The sequence below is a fragment of the Epibacterium sp. ABV4_022 genome (genome assembly GCF_056159345.1).
Genome location: NZ_JBSWVA010000001.1, coordinates 1,592,182 through 1,606,654, shown reverse-complemented (window position 1 = coordinate 1,606,654; position 14,473 = coordinate 1,592,182). Strand labels below are relative to the sequence as shown.

At 61.1% G+C, this 14,473-nt stretch carries 15 protein-coding genes; 1 reads left to right on the top strand and 14 read right to left on the bottom strand.

Annotated features, from left to right (window positions below; all coding sequences use genetic code 11):
* Complete coding sequence (locus tag ACXAF5_RS07615; protein WP_239323366.1) at positions 1–174, top strand: RSP_7527 family protein; 174 nt, start codon at positions 1–3, stop codon at positions 172–174.
* 168 nt (positions 175–342) lie between these two features.
* Here ACXAF5_RS07615 and ACXAF5_RS07610 read toward each other — a convergent pair whose 3' ends face one another.
* From ACXAF5_RS07610 to nuoG, 14 genes are all read right to left on the bottom strand, one after another.
* Entirely contained in the window at positions 343–2,010 is a 1,668-nt protein-coding gene (locus ACXAF5_RS07610) for a ribonuclease J (RefSeq protein WP_474946142.1), read from the bottom strand.
* Positions 2,007–2,789 carry a type III pantothenate kinase gene (locus ACXAF5_RS07605; RefSeq protein ID WP_474946141.1) on the bottom strand — a complete coding sequence of 261 codons (783 nt, stop codon included), beginning with the start codon at positions 2,787–2,789 and terminating at the stop codon, positions 2,007–2,009. Before ACXAF5_RS07605 ends, ACXAF5_RS07610 begins: the two co-directional genes overlap by 4 nt.
* 14 nt (positions 2,790–2,803) lie before the next feature.
* Positions 2,804–3,553 (bottom strand): biotin--[acetyl-CoA-carboxylase] ligase, encoded by a 750-nt coding sequence (locus ACXAF5_RS07600; RefSeq protein ID WP_239323363.1) that lies wholly within the window; start codon positions 3,551–3,553, stop codon positions 2,804–2,806.
* 88 nt (positions 3,554–3,641) lie between these two features.
* Positions 3,642–5,078 carry an NADH-quinone oxidoreductase subunit NuoN gene (gene nuoN, locus ACXAF5_RS07595; protein WP_474946140.1) on the bottom strand — a complete coding sequence of 479 codons (1,437 nt, stop codon included), beginning with the start codon at positions 5,076–5,078 and terminating at the stop codon, positions 3,642–3,644.
* A 12-nt stretch (positions 5,079–5,090) separates the two neighbouring features.
* Positions 5,091–6,659: an NADH-quinone oxidoreductase subunit M gene (locus ACXAF5_RS07590; protein ID WP_474946139.1), complete on the bottom strand. Its 1,569-nt coding sequence runs from the start codon at positions 6,657–6,659 to the stop codon at positions 5,091–5,093.
* Positions 6,659–8,794, bottom strand: a complete 2,136-nt coding sequence (gene nuoL, locus ACXAF5_RS07585) for an NADH-quinone oxidoreductase subunit L (RefSeq protein WP_474946138.1) — start codon at positions 8,792–8,794, stop codon at positions 6,659–6,661. The genes ACXAF5_RS07590 and nuoL overlap by 1 nt, the downstream gene beginning before the upstream one ends.
* Complete coding sequence (locus ACXAF5_RS07580) at positions 8,794–9,240, bottom strand: hypothetical protein (RefSeq protein ID WP_474946137.1); 447 nt, start codon at positions 9,238–9,240, stop codon at positions 8,794–8,796. The genes nuoL and ACXAF5_RS07580 overlap by 1 nt, the downstream gene beginning before the upstream one ends.
* A gap of 5 nt (positions 9,241–9,245) precedes the next feature.
* Positions 9,246–9,551 carry an NADH-quinone oxidoreductase subunit NuoK gene (gene nuoK, locus ACXAF5_RS07575; protein ID WP_005624625.1) on the bottom strand — a complete coding sequence of 102 codons (306 nt, stop codon included), beginning with the start codon at positions 9,549–9,551 and terminating at the stop codon, positions 9,246–9,248.
* Between the two features lie 3 nt (positions 9,552–9,554).
* On the bottom strand, positions 9,555–10,157 hold the full coding sequence (locus tag ACXAF5_RS07570) for an NADH-quinone oxidoreductase subunit J (RefSeq protein WP_474946136.1): 603 nt from the start codon (positions 10,155–10,157) through the stop codon (positions 9,555–9,557).
* Positions 10,154–10,564 carry a carboxymuconolactone decarboxylase family protein gene (locus ACXAF5_RS07565; RefSeq protein WP_005624621.1) on the bottom strand — a complete coding sequence of 137 codons (411 nt, stop codon included), beginning with the start codon at positions 10,562–10,564 and terminating at the stop codon, positions 10,154–10,156. Before ACXAF5_RS07565 ends, ACXAF5_RS07570 begins: the two co-directional genes overlap by 4 nt.
* Positions 10,561–11,055 (bottom strand): NADH-quinone oxidoreductase subunit NuoI, encoded by a 495-nt coding sequence (gene nuoI / locus ACXAF5_RS07560; protein ID WP_005624618.1) that lies wholly within the window; start codon positions 11,053–11,055, stop codon positions 10,561–10,563. The genes ACXAF5_RS07565 and nuoI overlap by 4 nt, the downstream gene beginning before the upstream one ends.
* Position 11,056: 1 nt before the next feature.
* Positions 11,057–12,094, bottom strand: a complete 1,038-nt coding sequence (nuoH, locus tag ACXAF5_RS07555) for an NADH-quinone oxidoreductase subunit NuoH (protein ID WP_065330698.1) — start codon at positions 12,092–12,094, stop codon at positions 11,057–11,059.
* Positions 12,095–12,100: 6 nt separating this feature from the next.
* Positions 12,101–12,493: a hypothetical protein gene (locus tag ACXAF5_RS07550; RefSeq protein ID WP_005624612.1), complete on the bottom strand. Its 393-nt coding sequence runs from the start codon at positions 12,491–12,493 to the stop codon at positions 12,101–12,103.
* Positions 12,490–14,472, bottom strand: coding sequence for an NADH-quinone oxidoreductase subunit NuoG (nuoG, locus tag ACXAF5_RS07545; protein ID WP_474946135.1), 1,983 nt, complete (start codon positions 14,470–14,472; stop codon positions 12,490–12,492). The genes ACXAF5_RS07550 and nuoG overlap by 4 nt, the downstream gene beginning before the upstream one ends.
* Position 14,473: the final 1 nt, after the last annotated feature.

Here is a 14,473-nt window from a genome sequence, read left to right as displayed (position 1 = left end):
ATGGACTTGATGACAACCGCACCGCTTCTGAGCGACGACCTGAAAGAAATCGAACTGCGTGCCCGCAAGATGCGTGCCGAAGCCTTCCGCAGCATGTTGCTGGCCATCGGTGCCGGTCTTCAGCGCGTGATCAAGGCCCCGGCCCTGCTGCTGAGCCGCCCGCGCCACGCCTGATCAGGGCTGCGGCCCTGTGCCGACCGGCGCTCTTGCGAAAAACGCCCGGACCAGAGCGGTCCGGGCGTTTTCCGTTTCAGAGGCCTGCGCCCCCTTCATCTTTTAAAAGGACCTCGGGGGTGAAGTGACCCGAAGGGACACGAGGGGGCAGCGCCCCCTCCTCCCCGATCAGCGCATACGGCTGACGACAACCGTCACTTCGGGCTTCTTGCCGATCTCGGACTGGGCGGTCTGACGCGCAATACGCTTCAGTTCCTGTTCCAGCTTGTCGTCATCCTTGAGGGTCTTCTTGCCCGCGCGCATCAGGAACTGGTTCAGATCTTCTTCCATGACCTCGGCCAATGCGGCGTTGGACTGACCGGTCTCGGCAAGGCCCTTGAGGTCCACCCAAGGTTCGCCTAGCGGTTCGTCCTCTTCGTCGAGGATGGCCGTGACCACCACATGACCGTTAAGCGCCATACGAATACGGTCGCGCACGATGCCATCCATGGCGCCGATCTTGACCGAACCGTCCAGATAGGTGCGGCCGGTGTCGATATAGTCGGCCACCTTCGGCGTATCGCCCGTGAGGTCCATCATCATACCGTTGACGGCAATGGCGGAGGCAATGCCCTTCTCCTCGCCGAGGCGCGCATGCTGGCGCAGGTGGCGGTGTTCGCCGTGCATCGGGATCAGGATCCTGGGCTTCACGATGTCATGCATCTGCTCAAGGTCGGGGCGGTTGGCGTGACCTGACACGTGATAGAGACCGGAGCTGTCATCCACCACATCGACGCCCTTCTCGGAGAACTGGTTGATGATCCAGATCACACCTTTTTCATTGCCGGGAATGGTCTTGGAGGAGAACAGGAACAGATCGCCCTCCTTGAGTTCCATGCCGCGATACTTGCCACGGGCCAGCTGTGCGGTAGCAGCGCGGCGTTCGCCCTGCGATCCCGTGGTGATCAGCATCAGGTTTTCGCGCGGAATATCAGCCGCTTCCTCGGGTTGCACCACATTGGGAAAATCGCTCAGCACCCCGGTTTCGATCGAGGCTTCGATCATCCGGCGCATGGCACGGCCCAAGAGCACAATAGAGCGCCCTGCCCGTTCGCCCGCCTGCGCCAGCGTTTTGACGCGCGCGACGTTGGAGGCAAAGGTGGTCGCCGCCACCATGCCGGAGGCCTCAGAGATGAGTTTGGTGATGTTGTCACCCAGATCGCTCTCGGAGCGGCCCGCATGCGGTGAGAACACATTGGTGGAATCGCACACCAGCGCCTGCACGCCGTCCTTGGAAATCTCGGCCCAGAGGTCGGGATCAAAGGCCTCGCCCACGATGGGATTGGCGTCCAGTTTGAAATCGCCTGTGTGGATCACCCGGCCTGCGGGGCTGTCGATCACCAGACCACCCGATTCCGGGATCGAGTGCGAGATCGGCACCGCGCCGATGGTGAAGGGGCCGAGCTTGGTCACTTCGGGCCAGGGCGAGATCGTCACCACGGCGTCGGGGTCATGGCCCTGCTCTTCCATCTTGCGACGGGCGATATTGGCGGTAAAGGCGCGCGCATAGACCGGCACATTGAGGCGGCTATAAAGATGCGCCACCGCGCCGATGTGGTCCTCGTGGGCGTGGGTGATGAAAATCCCCTCCAGCTGATCGGCGCGCTCCGCCAACCAGCTGATGTCGGGCATAATCAGATCCACGCCGGGGGTGGTGTCCATGTCGGGAAAGGCCACGCCCAGATCCACCAGGATCAGGCGTTCCTTGCCCGGCGCGCCATAGCCATAGACGTAGGCGTTCATGCCGATTTCACCTGCCCCACCGAGGGGCAAATAGATTAAACGTTCACTGCTCATGCGTGAGTACCGATATCCTTATTATGTTCGTGGATGCGCCGCAGACCTTGCATGGTCAGGTCATCCTCGTATGCGTCAAATAGATCTGCTGTCTGCTGGAAGAGCGGCGCCAGCCCGCCGGTTGATATGACTGTCATCGGCACGCCGGATTCGGCCTTGATGCGATCGCAGATCTCGCGCACGAGGCCGACATAGCCCCAGAACACGCCGGATTGCATACAGGCGACCGTGTTGGTGCCGATGACATTTTGTGGTTTCGAGATGTCGACATGAGGCAGCGCGGCGGCGGCATGGTGCAGCGCCTCAAGGCTGAGGTTCACCCCCGGCGCGATGACGCCGCCCACATAGGCGCCGTCCACGGCCACCACGTCGAATGTGGTTGCGGTTCCAAAATCAACGACGATCAGATCGCCGCCGTATTTGTGATAGCCGGCAACCGTGTTGACCAGACGGTCGGGGCCGACGGTGGTGCCTTCGTCGACGCGCACATCCACCGGGAGCGCGCATTCGGGTTTGCCCACCACCAGCGGGCGGGTCTTGAAATAGCGGTCCGACAGCACGCGCAGGTTGAAAACCACGCGCGGCACAGTCGACGAGATAATCATATCAGTGATCTGCGCCTTGATGCCTTGCAGATTCATCAGGGTGGAGAGCCAGACGTAATACTGATCTGCGGTGCGCTGCCATTCGGTCGAGGTGCGCCAATGGCCGATCATCTGATCGCCATTCCAAAGTGCAAAGACAGTGTTGGTGTTGCCGCAATCAACCGCGAGAAGCATGTGCCCCGCCTCCGTCAGAAAAAGATATCCGCGGCGGGGATGGTGACTTTCCCCTTTGCGGTCTTGAGAACGAGGTTGCCCGCGTCGTCGATGGTTTCAAAGGTGCCCGAGGTTTCCTCGCGCGCGGTACGGGCGGTGATCACCTCACCCAGCTTGGCCGCGCGTGACAGCCACAACTCGCGGATGGGCGCAAAGCCGTAGGTGGTGAACTGGTCCTCATGGCGGGCAAATGCAAGGGCAAGCGCCGACAGAAACGTCTCCGGGTCAACGCGCACGCCGGTTTCCGACTGGAGCGACACCGGCCACACTGCGCCGGGCTCCAGCCATTCCTTCATCGGCGTCTCGGCCAGATTGACGCCAATCCCGATAGAGAGATGATCGACACCGGATTTCACGCCCGCGCTTTCAAGGAGGATGCCCGCAAGCTTGCCGCCATTCAGCAGCACATCATTGGGCCATTTGAGCGCCAGACCGCTGGTGCGGCCGGTGACGGTCTCCACGGCGTCATAGAGTGCCAGTGCGGCGACAAAGCTGCGCAGCGCGATCTGGTCGGGTGTGCCCTCGGGGCGATAGACCAGCGTGCCTGCAAAGTTGCCCTTGGGATCGGTCCACGCGCGTCCGCGACGTCCGCGGCCTTTGGTCTGGCGCAGGGCGAGTATCCACTCCGGCCCGGGAAGGTCGGGCGCAAGGCGGGCGGCCTCGTCCAACGTGCTGTCGACTTCTGCCAGCACACGGCGCCCGTATCCGATCGGCCAATCTGTCATGCGCGCCCCTTTAGCACCCGGTGTGACAAAAGGCAAAAGGCCCGGTCGCGCCGGACCGGGCCTTTTGTGAAATTTTTGCCTGCAATCATCAGTTGACCAGCATGGCCGCCGCAGAGGCCGCGGCCCCCTCGACGCCAAAGGTGGTGACAACCCCGACCAGCATCAGCCCGGCCCCAACCGTAAAGAAGGCCAGCAGCACCGGCGAGCGGGAGGTTTCCACGTCATCGCCCTCCGCGCCGAAGTACATGAAGAACACGATGCGCAGGTAGTAGTAGGCCCCGATGACCGAAGCGATCACACCGGCAATGGCGAGCCATGCCATGTCCGCCTCGACCGCGGCGCGCAGCACGAAGAACTTGCCAAAGAAGCCCAGCATCGGCGGCACGCCCGCAAGCGAGAACAAGAGCACCAGCATGCCAAGCGCGCGGCCCGGTTCTCGTTTGGCGTATTGGTTCAACGCGGCAATGTCGGTGACAGGCTGGCCGTCCCGGTGCAGCATCATGATGAAGGCAAAGGTGCCGATATTCATCGCCACATAGATCGACATGTAGATCAGCAGCGCCTGCACACCCAGCGCAGTGCCCGCCGCCAGACCGATCAGCGCATAGCCCATATGGGCAATCGACGAATAGGCCATCAGACGTTTGAGATCGGTCTGGCCAATGGCCGCAACCGCGCCGAGGAACATCGACAGCACCGACAACAGCGCGATGACCTGGCTCCAGTCCTCGATCGCGTAGCCAAAGGCATCATGCAGCACGCGGGCAAAGAGACCCATCGCGGCCACTTTGGGTGCGGAGGCAAAGAAGGCGGTGACCGGGGTCGGCGCGCCCTCGTAGACGTCCGGCGTCCACATGTGGAACGGCACCGCAGAGACCTTGAACGCCATGCCGGAGATCAGGAACACGATCCCGAACAACAGGCCGATGGAGACCTCGCCGTGCTGGGCGACCTCGATGATGCCGGCAAATTTGGTGGTGCCCGCAAAGCCATAGACCAGCGACGCGCCATAGAGCAGCAGACCGGAGGACAGCGCACCAAGCACGAAATACTTGAGGCCCGCCTCGGTGGATTTGATGCTGTCGCGGCGCAGGGCAGCGACCACATAGAGCGCCAGCGACTGCAGCTCCAGCCCCATATAAAGCGCCATCAGATCGCCTGCGGAGACCATCACCATCATGCCGATGACAGAGAGCGCGATCAGGATCGGGTATTCAAACCGCAGCATGCCGCGTTTCGACATATAGTCCTGCCCCATCACCATCACGGCGGCGGCAGAGAACAGGATCGCCACTTTGGCAAAGCGCGCGAAGGCGTCGTTGACGATCATGCCGCCAAAGGCCTCGGTCGAGCCGGAGCCGGAGGTTCCGATCCAGATGCCCAGCACCACCATCAGCGCGGCGGTCACCCACACGAGCATCGGCGCCAGCTTGTCCTTGACGGTGTAGACAGCTCCGAGCAGCGCCGCCATCGCAAAGACGGCGAGGATGATCTCGGGCAGGATCACGGAGAGATCAGCTTGCATCTCATCAGCTCCTTAGTGGGAATTGGTGGCGGCGACATCGACCTCGGCGGCATCCCAGAGGGGCCCCGCGTCGGCAACGGCCGTGTTGACGGATTGCACCAGCGCTTCGGTCGAGGGACCGATCACATCAGTGACGACGGACGGGTAGATACCAAGCAGCAGCGTCATCGCGATGAGCGGCGCAAAGATCCATTTTTCGCGGGCGTTCATGTCCTGAATGGCCTTGAGGCTCTCCTTGATCAGATCGCCAAAGACCACCCGGCGATAGAGCCAGAGCGCATAGCAGGCCGAGAAGATCACGCCGGTGGTGGCGACAAAGGCAACCCAGGTGTTCTCCTGGAAGGTGCCGACCAGCGTCAGGAACTCCCCGATGAAACCAGAGGTGCCCGGCAGGCCGACGTTGCCCATGGTGAAGAACATGAACACCAGCGCATAGGCGGGCATGCGGATCACGAGACCGCCATAGGCGTCGATGTCGCGGGTATGCATGCGGTCATAGATGACGCCTACGCAGAGGAAGAGGGCGGCAGAGATGAAGCCGTGGCTGAGCATCTGGAAAATCGCCCCGTCCACACCCTGCTGGTTCGCCGCAAAGATGCCCATGGTGACAAACCCCATGTGGGCGACCGAGGAATAGGCGATCAGCTTTTTCATGTCCTCCTGCACCATCGCCACCAGCGAGGTGTAGACAATCGCGATCGCCGACATCCACAGGACGACATCTGTCATCACCTCCGCCCCGATCGGGAACATTGGCAGGGAAAAGCGCAGGAAGCCGTAGCCGCCCATCTTCAACAGGATCGCCGCCAGCACCACGGAGCCCGCCGTCGGGGCCTGAACGTGTGCGTCCGGCAGCCATGTGTGCACCGGCCACATCGGCATCTTCACCGCAAAGGAGGCAAAGAAGGCGAGGAACAGCAGCGTCTGCATGCCGCCCACCACGTGAACGCCCAGCACGTCAAAGCCCGCATAAGAGAACTCATGCGCCAGCAGCCGGACCATATCGGTGGTGCCCGCATCGAAATACATCGCAACCATCGCCACCAGCATCAGCACCGAGCCAAAGAAGGTGTAGAGGAAGAACTTGAACGAGGCGTAGATCCGGTCCTTGCCGCCCCAGATGCCGATGATCAGGAACATCGGAATAAGGCCGGCTTCGAAGAACAGGTAGAAGAGCACCATGTCCAGCGCCATGAACACGCCGAGCATCAGCGTCTCCAGCACCAGGAAGGCGATCATGTATTCCTTGACCCGGGTGGTGACGGACCAGCTGGCCAGAATGGTCAGCGGCATCACAAAGGTCGTCAGCAGCACGAACAGCACCGAGATGCCATCTACGCCCATCTTGTACTGCAGGCCAAAGATCCAGGCGCGCTCCTCGACGAACTGAAAGCCGGGATTGGCCGGGTCAAAGCCCGCATAGATGAACAGGCTCACCACAAAAGTGATGGTGGTGGCAAAGAGCGCCAGGATCTTTGCATTGCGTCGTGCGGCTTCGTCGTCACCGCGCATCAGCAGCGCCATGAACGCTGCCGCCAGCGCAGGAATGAAGGTTACGATGGAAAGGAGATTGTGATCCATCAGTGCGATCCTCCGCCGATCGACATCCAGGTGACAAGGGCTGCGATCCCCAGCACCATCCAGAAGGCGTAAGTGAAGATGTAACCGGACTGGGCCCGGCCAGCGAGACGGGTGAAGAAGGGCACGATGCCCATCGCCACACCGTTGAGGAACCCGTCAATGGTCTTGCCGTCGCCCTTCTTCCAGAAGAAGCGGCCAAGCGCCAGCGCCGGTTTGACAAAGACGACGTTATAAAGCTCGTCAAAGTACCACTTGTTCTTGAGGAACAGGTAGAGCGGCCGCTGCTGCTGCGCGAGGCGTTTGGGCAGCTCCGGTTTTACGATGTAGAACAGGACCGCCAGACCAAAGCCCAGGAGCATGGCAATGAAGGGCGAGACCTTCACGAGCCAATGGGTTGCATGGGCGTCATCCAGAACATGGTTGTCCGGTGCCATATACAGCGCGCCCTCACCCGGTTTGCCAACAAAGGCATAGTGATGTTCGCCCTCGGCGCCATGGGTGGAATCCGTCCCGTGATCCGCCGAACCGTGGTCCTCCTCTGCGGCATGCGTGTCACTTGCGTGGTCATCGCCGTGGGAGGCGGCATCGCCGTGCGCAGCTGCCTCGGCCACAGGGATGCCGTAGAATTTGCCCACCTTGTCGGCGTGACCAAAGAAGGAGTTGTACCAGAGCATACCGGCAAACACCGCCCCCAGCGCCAGAACACCCAGCGGGATCAGCATGACCATCGGGCTTTCATGCGCGTGATCATGGGTATGCTTGTCGCCGCGCGGCTTGCCGTAGAAGGTCAGGAAGATCAGGCGCCAGCTGTAGAAGGACGTCATCGCCGCCGCGATCACCAGCATCCAGAAGCCATACATGGAGCCGCCCGCATAGGCGCTTTCGATGATGGCATCCTTGGACAGGAAGCCCGCAAAACCGATGTGGGTGAGCGGAATGCCAACGCCAGTGATGGCCAGCGTGCCGATCATCATCGCCCAGAAGGTATAGGGGATCTTTTTGCGCAGGCCGCCGTAGTTCATCATGTCCTGCTCGTGGTGCATCGCGTGAATGACGGAGCCAGCCCCAAGGAACAGCATCGCCTTAAAGAACGCGTGGGTGAACAGGTGGAACATCGCCGCCGAGTACATGCCGACGCCTGCGGCCACGAACATGTAGCCCAGCTGCGAGCAGGTCGAATAGGCGATCACGCGCTTGATGTCGGTCTGAACCAGACCCACGGTCGCGGCAAAGAACGCGGTGGTGGCACCCAGCACGGTGATAAAGGTCGTCGCTTCGGGCGCAACCTCCATCAAGGGCGACATGCGGCACACGAGGAACACACCCGCCGTCACCATGGTTGCGGCGTGAATGAGTGCCGACACCGGGGTCGGGCCTTCCATCGCGTCCGGCAGCCATGTGTGCAGGATCAGCTGCGCCGATTTCCCCATCGCGCCGACAAACAGCAGGAAGGCAATCAGGTTGGCCGCGTTCCAGTCGGTCCAGAGGAACGACACGGTGGTTTCCGCCAGATCCGGCGTCTCGGCAAAGATGGTGCCAAGGTTGACGCTGTCCGTCAGGAAAAACAGCGCAAAGATCCCGAGCGAAAAGCCAAAGTCGCCCACACGGTTGACGATAAAGGCTTTCATCGCCGCTGCCCCGGCAGAGGGCTTGCGGTAGTAAAACCCGATCAACAGGTAAGAGGCAACGCCCACGCCTTCCCAGCCGAAGAACATCTGCACCAGGTTGTCGGAGGTCACCAGCATCAACATGGCGAAGGTGAAGAACGACAGATAGGCAAAGAAGCGCGGCTTGTAGCTCTCGCCCTCTTTGTACTGCGGATCGTGATCCATGTAGCCGAAGGAATAAAGATGCACGAGCGCCGACACGGTGGAGATCACGATCAGCATGATCGCGGTCAGCCGGTCCAGTCGGATCGACCAGGAGGTCGACAGGCTGCCGCTCTCGATCCAGCGGAAAATCTCGATGATGCGGGTTTCGCCGTCAAAGGACAGGAATGTGATCCACGACAACAGCGCCGTGAGGAACAACAGGCCGGTAGCGGTCCACATGGCGGCTTTTTCGCCGATGATCTTATGGCCAAAGCCGCAGATCACCGCCCCCACCAGCGGGGCAAAGAGGAGGGTTGTTTCCATTATTCTTCCACCTTTTGTCTCGACTGAGGCGTCCTCGGGTCTTCTTGAAAGGCCAAAGACTGAGTTGCCTCATCGCACAGACATGTATCGGGATTCCAGGCTATCCGCTCGATAAAACCTGGCTGTTCTCGCAGGTAACGCTCAACCGCATCGAGAGTAAAACGGCGTTTGGAGGTCGCCATCTTGTAAAACTCTCGCAGCAAGTAGGGCGAGTTTTCTGCAATTAATGCTTGGTTTGACTGGCAATGAAGCAAAATTACGCGTTCTGCCTCGTCAGAATTTGGAGCGACCAAATCAGCCCGCATAACGGAACCGTAGTTCGTGACCCAGCGATAGCCTGTGCCGTCCGGATCATCGCAACCGGCGTCGTACCCGGTTGCAACAGCCGAGGTCGCGCAAAGCACACCCGCTGAAGTCAATGTTGCTATGAAGGTCAATCCGCGCAACGAGCTCAGCCCTTCATCACGTTGATGTCTTCGACAGCGATGGTGCCGCGGTTCCGGAAGAAGCAGACGAGGATCGCAAGGCCAATCGCGGCCTCAGCGGCGGCGACGGTCAGCACGAACAGCGTGAACACCTGCCCCACCAGATCGCCAAGGAACGACGAGAAGGCGACGAGGTTGATGTTCACGGCCAGCAGCATGAGTTCGATGCTCATCAAGAGGATGATCACGTTCTTGCGGTTCAGGAAGAGCCCGAAAATGCCGATAACGAACAGCGTCGCCGCGACGGTGAGATAATGTTCAAGTCCGATCATCGATCAAAGCCCCTGCCCCGGTTTGATGTCCTTGAGCTCCATTGCCTTGGCCGGGTCGCGATACATCTGGGCGAGCACGTCCTGACGCTTCACATCCTGGCGGTGGCGCAGGGTCAGAACGATGGCACCGATCATGGCCACCAGAAGGATCAGACCCGCAAGCTGGAACTGAAGGAAATATTGGTCGTAGATAATGAGGCCAAGCGCCTCGGTGTTGTGCCGATCAACAGGGATCGGCTGGCTCAGGTTCTGCGCCACGTCATGCGCACTCTCCCACGAACCATAGGCGATCACAAATTGCATCAGGATCACCAGCCCGATCAGCAGCGCCAGCGGCATGTAGCGGGCCATTTCGGCCTTGAGCTCGGCAAAGTCCACGTCGAGCATCATCACCACAAAGAGGAACAGCACCGCGACCGCGCCCACGTAGACGATCACCAGCAGCATGGCGACAAATTCCGCCCCCAGCAGCACAAACAGCCCGGCCGAGGAAATAAACGCCAGGATCAGCCACAGCACCGAATGCACCGGCTGACGGCTGATCACAGTGAACAGCCCGCCGGTGATGGCGCTGATGGCGAAGAGGTAAAAGGCAAACACGCTCATGTCTCATCGTCCCCTTTGTCGTCCATGACCTCCTGCGCCAAATCCATTGCGCGGGTCATGGCCGGAATGCCGGCAAAGACCGACATCTGTCCGATCGTTTCAACGATCTCTTGTTTCTTCGCGCCCGCCGCAAGAGCGTGGCGCACGGTCTGACGCACGGCCGTATCGGCCTGCGCGCCCTGCATGGTCAACCCCGCCAGCGTCAGCAGCAGCCGGGTTTTGGCATCAAGCCCGTCCTTGTTGACGGTGTTGCCGAACATCATCTCCATGACCTCTTTGGGCATGGTGGGCCAGAGCGCCTCAAACCCTTTGGGAGAGAAACTCTCAAGCGCAGGATTGAGGGCCTTGGCCATCTCCTGCGCCTGGGCCATCATGGCCTCGAAAGGGTTTTTTGGCGTCTCACTCATCTGTACGGCGCGTCCAGCTCAAGGTTGCGGGCAATCTCGGCTTCCCAGCGCTCGCCATTGGCCAGAAGCTTGTCCTTGTCGTAGAACAGCTCCTCGCGGGTCTCGGTGGCGAATTCAAAATTCGGCCCCTCGACAATGGCGTCCACCGGGCAGGCTTCCTGACAGAAACCGCAGTAGATGCATTTGGTCATGTCGATGTCGTAGCGCGTGGTGCGGCGGCTGCCGTCCTCGCGCGGTTCGGCATCAATGGTGATGGCCTGCGCCGGGCAGATCGCCTCGCAGAGTTTGCAGGCAATGCAGCGTTCCTCGCCGTTGGGGTAGCGACGCAGCGCGTGCTCGCCGCGAAAACGCGGGCTGAGCGGGCCTTTTTCATGCGGGTAGTTCAGGGTCGCCTTGGGGGCGAAGAAATACTTCAGCCCCAGTTTGAACCCCTGCCACACGTCTTGCAGCAGGAAGTATTTGGCGGCGCGGGTGTAATCGATCTGGGTCATATCAGCCTCCTGTGCTCCAGCGGGCGAACGCCCCCCAGAACCAATCGAAACGTGCGGCAAAGGCCACGAAGACCACCCAGACCAGGCTGAACGGCAGGAAGACTTTCCAGCCCAGACGCATCAGCTGGTCGTAGCGGTAACGCGGGGTGATGGCTTTGACCATGGCGAAGAGGAAGAAGAAGAACGCCATCTTTGCGATCATCCACAGCGGGCTGTCCGGCAGGAACGGCACCGGCGACAGCCAGCCACCAAAGAACAACAGCGAGGTGAGCGCGCACATCAGGAAGATGGCGATATATTCACCGGCCATGAACAACAGGAACGGCGTCGAGGAGTATTCCACCTGATAGCCCGCCACCAGTTCCGATTCCGCTTCGGGAAGGTCGAACGGTGGGCGGTTGGTTTCCGCAAGGCAGGAAATGAAGAACAGGAACACCATCGGGAAATGCGGCAGCCAGTACCAGTTGAACAGGCCAGCATTGCCGTCCTGTGCCCGCACGATGTCGCCAAAGTTCATGGAGCCCGTCGACAGGATCACACCAATGATGATGAGGCCGATGGAGACCTCGTAGGAGATCATCTGCGCCGCAGAGCGCAAGGAGCCAAGGAACGGGTATTTGGAGTTCGACGCCCAGCCGCCCATGATGACGCCGTAGACCTCAAGCGAGGAGACCGCGAACACATAGAGGATGGCGACATTGATGTCCGATAGCACCCATGTGTCGTTGAACGGGATCACAGCCCAGGCGATCATCGCCAACACAAAGGAGGTGAGCGGCGCCATGATAAACACGGTCCGGTCAGAGCCGGCCGGGATGACCACCTCCTTGACCACGTATTTCAGCGCATCCGCGACGGTCTGCAACAGGCCATAGACGCCCACCACGTTGGGACCGCGCCGCATCTGGACAGCCGCCCAGATTTTGCGGTCGCCGTAGACAAGGAACAGAAGCGAGATCATCACAAAGGCGACAACCGCCAGGGTCTGCGCCAGGATGATGACAGCAATGCCGCCTGGGGTGTTAAAGAATTCAGCCATGGGTCCTCACACCGTAGGTATTCCGTTTGCCTTGCAGTCCTGCACCACGACTTCGGCGTCGAGGGTGCGCAAACCGCGCGGTAAGGCTGGCGAGATGGTGTAGACCGCATCGGCCTTCCAAATACCAGCCTCTTGTTTCGTTTTTGTGCGCACATGACGCGCAAAGCCGTATCCCCGGATCAGCGCATATTGTGCTGCCGCGCAATCGGCATAGTCGTTCAGATCCTCAAGCGCCCCGACCCGATCCATGGTGACATGGAATTGCACCAGATCCCCATCGAGGAGGCTGGTGTCCACGCCCAGATAATCGGGCGCGGCGCGGCTCACCTCATCGCCCGACACATCCGTGCAGGCCATGAGGGCAAGCCCCGCGAGCGATATGAGCGCCGCCCGGATCACTCTGCCGCAATCGCCGTGTCGCGCCGCGCCTTGGCCTGGGCGGAGAGCTCCGCCATCAGCTGCGATGCGCGCGCAATCGGGTTGGTCAGGTAGAAGTCTTTGATCGCAGGCAGGAAATCCGCCTTGCCGAGTTTTTCAACCGGCAGCGCCTCGCCCTCATTGGCAACAACGCGATCCACCTTGGCCAGATGCGGGACGTCCTTGATCAGCGCCTTGCGCAGTTGCGCGAGGCTGTCATAGGGCAGTTTGGCGTCCAGCTCTGCGGAAAGCGCCCGCAGGATGGCCCAGTTTTCCTTGGCCTCGCCCGGAGCAAAACCCGCGCGCATGGCAAGCTGCGGACGGCCTTCGGTGTTCACGAACAGGCCGTTTTCCTCGGTATAGGCCGCACCGGGCAGGATCACGTCGGCGCGATGCGCGCCACGGTCGCCGTGGCTGCCCTGATAGATCACAAATGCACCTGCATCGATTTCGACCTCATCGGCCCCGAGGTTATAGATCACCTCGGCCCCGTCGATGGCGGCGGCCATGCCCCCTTCGGTGACGGCCCCGATGTCCATGGCGCCCACACGTGCGGCGGCGCTGTGCAGGACCAGCAGCTTACCCAGAGATTGCGCCTTGGCCAGCACCGCGAGACCATCGGCTTCGCGCAGAGCACCCTGCCCCACGATGACGATCGCATCTTCCGGTGCTGTCAGCCCGTCAAGCGCGGCGCGATCCGTTCCCACATGATCGTGATCATAGGTCAGATCTGCGGCCGGGCCGACCAGTTTCACATTGGCCCCCTTGAGCCACGCCTTGCGGATGCGGGCGTTCAGGACCGGCGCCTCGTCGCGCGGGTTGGTGCCAATCAGGATGATGTCCTTGGCGGTGTCGATATCCTCGATGGTGGCGGTGCCGACATAGCCCGCGCGGTTGCCGATGGGCAGACGCGCATTATCGGTGCGGCATTCGACCTTACCCTCAAGGCTCTCGATCAGGTTCTTCAGCGCATAGGCCGCCTCGACCGGGACCAGATCACCGATCAGACCTGCGACTTTCTTGCCCTTCATCGCGGTGGCGACAGCCTCTAGCGCCTCGGGCCATGTGGCGGGCTTCAGCTTGCCGTCGACGCGCACATAGGGGCGGTCCAGACGTTGGCGGCGCAGGCCGTCCCAGACAAAACGGGTCTTGTCGGAGATCCATTCTTCGTTCACGCCATCATGGTTGCGCGGCAAAATGCGCATCACTTCGCGCCCCTTGGTGTCCACGCGGATGTTCGATCCCAGCGCGTCCATCACGTCGATGGTCTCGGTCTTGGTGAGTTCCCACGGACGCGCGGTAAACGCATAGGGTTTCGAGGTCAGCGCGCCGACTGGGCACAGGTCAATGATGTTGCCCTGAAGGTTCGAATCCAGCGTCTCGTTCAGATAGGAGGTGATCTCCGCATCCTCGCCGCGACCGGTCTGGCCCATCTGGGAAATGCCTGCGACCTCGGTGGTGAAGCGCACGCAGCGGGTGCAGGAAATGCAGCGGGTCATTGCGGTGCCCACAAGCGGGCCGAGGTTCAGATCGTCCACGGCGCGCTTGGGCTCGCGGAAGCGCGAGAAATCAACGCCGTAGGCCATCGCCTGATCCTGCAGGTCGCATTCGCCGCCCTGATCGCAGATCGGGCAATCGAGCGGGTGGTTGATCAGGAGGAACTCCATCACCCCTTCGCGCGCCTTTTTCACCATCGGTGAATTGGTCTTAACCTGCGGCGCCTGGCCCTCGGGACCGGGACGCAGATCGCGCACCTGCATCGCGCAGGAGGCAGCAGGCTTGGGCGGGCCGCCGACGACCTCCACAAGGCACATACGACAGTTGCCCGCAATCGAGAGACGCTCGTGGTAGCAGAAGCGCGGGATCTCGATCCCGGCCTGCTCGCAGGCCTGGATCAGGGTCATCGCCCCGTCGACTTCGATCTCGGTTCCGTCAATGTTGATCTTGCGGAGGTCAGACATG

Bases quoted from the DNA above. Each gene is read 5' to 3' on its own strand.
- ACXAF5_RS07600 (WP_239323363.1), bottom strand. From the start codon at position 3,553: ATGACAGATTGGCCGATCGGATACGGGCGCCGTGTGCTGGCAGAAGTC.
- ACXAF5_RS07570 (WP_474946136.1), bottom strand. From the start codon at position 10,157: ATGAGCGTGTTTGCCTTTTACCTCTTCGCCATCAGCGCCATCACCGGC.
- nuoK (WP_005624625.1), bottom strand. From the start codon at position 9,551: ATGATCGGACTTGAACATTATCTCACCGTCGCGGCGACGCTGTTCGTT.
- nuoG (WP_474946135.1), bottom strand. From the start codon at position 14,472: ATGTCTGACCTCCGCAAGATCAACATTGACGGAACCGAGATCGAAGTC.
- ACXAF5_RS07605 (WP_474946141.1), bottom strand. From the start codon at position 2,789: ATGCTTCTCGCGGTTGATTGCGGCAACACCAACACTGTCTTTGCACTT.
- nuoH (WP_065330698.1), bottom strand. From the start codon at position 12,094: ATGGCTGAATTCTTTAACACCCCAGGCGGCATTGCTGTCATCATCCTG.
- nuoN (WP_474946140.1), bottom strand. From the start codon at position 5,078: ATGCAAGCTGATCTCTCCGTGATCCTGCCCGAGATCATCCTCGCCGTC.
- ACXAF5_RS07590 (WP_474946139.1), bottom strand. From the start codon at position 6,659: ATGGATCACAATCTCCTTTCCATCGTAACCTTCATTCCTGCGCTGGCG.
- nuoL (WP_474946138.1), bottom strand. From the start codon at position 8,794: ATGGAAACAACCCTCCTCTTTGCCCCGCTGGTGGGGGCGGTGATCTGC.
- ACXAF5_RS07615 (WP_239323366.1), top strand. From the start codon at position 1: ATGGACTTGATGACAACCGCACCGCTTCTGAGCGACGACCTGAAAGAA.
- ACXAF5_RS07610 (WP_474946142.1), bottom strand. From the start codon at position 2,010: ATGAGCAGTGAACGTTTAATCTATTTGCCCCTCGGTGGGGCAGGTGAA.
- nuoI (WP_005624618.1), bottom strand. From the start codon at position 11,055: ATGACCCAGATCGATTACACCCGCGCCGCCAAATACTTCCTGCTGCAA.
- ACXAF5_RS07565 (WP_005624621.1), bottom strand. From the start codon at position 10,564: ATGAGTGAGACGCCAAAAAACCCTTTCGAGGCCATGATGGCCCAGGCG.